At 36.5% G+C, this 3,946-nt stretch carries 3 protein-coding genes; all 3 read right to left on the reverse strand.

The features are described from left to right. Positions 1–668 precede the first annotated feature (668 nt). Complete coding sequence (locus G5B11_RS18260; protein WP_330603179.1) at positions 669–1,550, reverse strand: carbohydrate ABC transporter permease; 882 nt, start codon at positions 1,548–1,550, stop codon at positions 669–671. A 77-nt stretch (positions 1,551–1,627) separates the two neighbouring features. Continuing rightward, a complete protein-coding gene (locus G5B11_RS18265; RefSeq protein WP_173729279.1) occupies positions 1,628–2,956 on the reverse strand; it encodes an ABC transporter substrate-binding protein in 1,329 nt (442 codons plus the stop codon). A 105-nt stretch (positions 2,957–3,061) separates the two neighbouring features. Further along, positions 3,062–3,946 (reverse strand): glycoside hydrolase family 172 protein (locus G5B11_RS18270; protein WP_173729280.1); only part of this gene is annotated, 885 nt, incomplete at its 5' end.

The raw sequence follows: 3,946 nt of genomic DNA on the forward strand, positions 1-3,946 counted from the left end.
AACCTATGATTTTATCATCAATTTGAGAGGTTTACACAGAATAATTTACACTACCTTTTTTTCACCATTATGCCTCCTTCACTCAACTATAATTCTGTGAAACCTTCAGTCTAGTAAAAATCCATAGATTTTAGATTCCATATCTTTAAATTTTCTCTCTTTTCTTCAAGAATCTCTCGGTATATCGTTTGATATTTATGGTAAAGTCGATTGAATATAATTCATATTATCGACTGGAAATTGATTTTATATTAGCTGTTGATTGTGGCGTCATACTGGCTAATAAAAATTGTAATGTAGCAATCTTCGTAAATATTCTTTATATTGCTCACTCTGCCTGGAACATTATTGACTTTTTTTGAAAGCTTAACATTTCTTACTCTACTAAAAATCTCCGTGGCGTTAAATTCGGCAAGATCCCAGATTCCACTTTTTGTGATTAACTGAACCATCTTTTGGATTCAAACGATAAGGATTTGATTTTTTATATACGTCCCTTTAATCCTTCTGTCAAACAACTCACTTACAAATGTACTAAAACTAGATCTGTTTAACTGTTCTTATAGAAACTTGATATTCCTTCATTCTCCATTCCGGAACAGTCTTATGATTTCCTGTTTGACTCTTAGAACTAAGTAATTTCTCTGGATTCAAAGAAATTGCTATTCTTAATCCTCATTTGGATTCCATACTTTCTTTATAAATATCGATGCCAGCACTAAAAGTGCAAGCATAAATATTACTGCCATAGCACTTGCTTCTCCTACCTGTCCGAAGCGAACATTAGCTTTATAGATATATGTACTAATTACTTCTGACGAAAAATTAGGACCTCCTTGTGTCATAGCCCAAATTGTATCAAACGAACGCAAAGCATCCATAACACGTATAATTATTGCAATTACAATATTAGGTTTCAGCAATGGTAGGGTAATATGATAAAACAATTTAAGTGTACCCGCTCCATCAATTCGTGCAGCTTCGTAATAGGTAGGATCTATCCCTTGCAATCCTGCTAATAGCACAAGCATCATAAAAGGGGTGCATAACCAAATATCTGCTATAATACAAGAATATAAAGAAATCTTTGGATTCGATAACCACATAATTGAATGTACATTATTAATGATTCCAAGCTTATACAATCCCCAATTTATAATTCCAAATTGATCACTTAATAAATATTTCCAAACTAGCCCTGCCACTAGTGGAGCCATCATTAATGGCGTTAACATTAAAGTACGCATTATTTGACTCCCCTTAAAACCTACATTCAACATTAATGCTAGTAACAATCCCAAAATAAACTCTATCGTCACAGCAATGACAACATATTTTACAGTATTAGCAACGCATAGTCCAAATTTTGGAGAAGTAAATACAGCAAGAAAGTTTTTTAACCCAACGAAACTTTTAACATCCATATTTGAAATATCATATTTGAAAAAGCTATCCACTACTAATTTGACCGCGGGGATTAAGAAAAACATAAGCATCATTACCACCGCCGGCAAACAAAAGATAATGAGCATTTTCTTATCTTTTCTCACCTGAATTTTCCTCCCTATTCCACAAATATTTATTCGTTTCCGGCTGAATATATCAGCCGGAAACTTTAATTTAACACTTAATTTAGAAGATCTTTTATCATTTCTGCTGCATCATCCAATGCCTCTTGCGGAGTTTTCTCTTTCAGCAGCGCCTGCTGTATAGCAGGAACCAAAGCCTCTGTTTCAATTAAATTCCATTCAACAATTGGTGCTCTATTCTGCGTTGCCGGTCCATCTAAAGTTGCCTGAATATCCGCTAAGAACTCATATCCTTCTTTCTTTCCATATTCTTCAAATAAAGATTTTCTAGCTGCTGTTCCTAAATTTTGCATAATCAATTCATTATTATCATACATAAATTTCACATATTCTTTTGCAATCTCTTGTTTCTTAGAAGATTCTGGTATTACCTGATACCAAGGTCCTGGAATCGCTCCTACTCCTGCACTTCCAGAAAGATGAGGTGCAGTTGCTACTTTACCTGCAACTTTTGATGTTTCCGGATTATTTGCTGCAAGATAGAAATGTCCCCAATTAAGCATCATTGCTAAATTGCCTTGATAAAACATCTCTGATACTTCACCCGATGCCATTTCCATAGCTCCTGGAGGACAAGATTTATCTTCATTCACTATATCACTAAGAAATGTTAACGCATCTACATATGGTTTCTGATTAACTAATACTTCTCCATCATCTCCTAATACAACAGGTCTAGCACCTGCCTGTACTGATTCCTCAAGCCAACAGCACGCTGTATCTCCATCTGTCTTTCCAAAAATACCAGTACCATACAAATCAGTTTCTCCATCACCATTAGTATCTCTAGTAAAGAATTTTGCAACATCACGATATTCCTGCCATGTAGTAGGTGGTGCCAACTCATATCCATACTCTGACTTAAAAGCGGCCATTTCATCTGGATCTTCAAAGAGATCTGTTCTGTACATAAGTATCTTGCAGTTTGTCCAAACAGGCATTCCGTAATTGACATCATCAATCTGACCACCAGCCAACATTCCAGGCATTAAATCATTTACCACTTCATCAGTCATTAAATCATCAATTGGCAATAATCCCTGAGCAAATTCAGCCATCCAAAGAATATCAATCGTAGCAACATCATACGCACCTGTGGATGCTGTAATATCTGCCTTCAATTTATCATACACTCCTGTATATGGTACCGATTCCACTTTTACCTCATAGCCTGTCTGTTCCTTAAAAGCATCTGCTGTTTTCTGCGTTGCCTCAAATGCAGGGCTTCCTCCCTGCACCAAAACAGTTATATAGTCATCCTTTTTTGCTGTATTGGTATTGCTTCCAGATTCTTTTGTCCCACAACCTGTAAACAGACTCATTACCAGCGCCGTAGTTATCATTGTACAAATTATTTTTTTCTGCATAAATATCACCTCTAATTTTTATTTTATATAGGCTTACGTTAAATAAAGTTTCTTTTGAATCCTTTATCTCTTTCTATTCTATTATATTTCAAATCGGTTCTTGGATTACCGCCACCAAAGTCCATGTTCAGGCCATCTGCGAGTAAGTCTTTTTTCCACCTTCGGTAAGTCCGGAAGCGGTGCATGTGGCTCAATCTGATACCAATATGCAACACTAGAATAATCATTTCCTTGATCATTAGCATGTCCATGCTCAATCGTTACTCTAATAGACTTGTCAAAATGAACTGGATCTTCTATGTGAAAACGATATAAACTCCACTTTCCGAAGTGCTCCTGAGAATCACTTCCAAGTGATATTCCATGATAAGGTGCATCATATTCTCCACTGGGGAATCCCCATGCTGCACAAAAATAATCTTCTGTTCCTGTTCCATGCATAGAAGGAGGCCATATTTCTCCATCTATAAAAATCATATCATCTCCTTCTCCTGGCCAAGTGTATATCTGTTCTCCTACATCATGATTATCAATATTCAAAACACATCCTACATATTGTCCTTTTCCCTCAGCCTCTAATATTACATAATTATCTTTTCCCGTTACATTCACTCCTGGTAAATCCCAAGGTCCTTCTGGTTCATGTTTTTCCGGTACTATTTTCTTACATGGAAATGCACTATTCCATGTTGCATGGAAACGTCCCATGTCTTCTGGCGGAGTTTCTTGAATCAACTCATAATCAATCATATAAAACAAATTCTCAATAGGCAGACTACATTCATTAATAACTTGAATACGCGCGCCATTGGCAAAAGGCATTGGGAAATAACAATTCATTGCCGCAGCAAATGGTCCCGCCGGTCCCCGATGCTTTGTAAACACCATATTAATAGGCAATGAAACAAAATGACGGCATGTTGCATGACCTATTCTGCATATTGCGAAGCTAAACGGCCGGATTTGCGGAGCAAAACGGCCGCATTCCGT

Source organism: Blautia glucerasea, assembly GCF_013304385.1.
Classification (GTDB): domain Bacteria; phylum Bacillota; class Clostridia; order Lachnospirales; family Lachnospiraceae; genus Blautia_A; species Blautia_A ammoniilytica.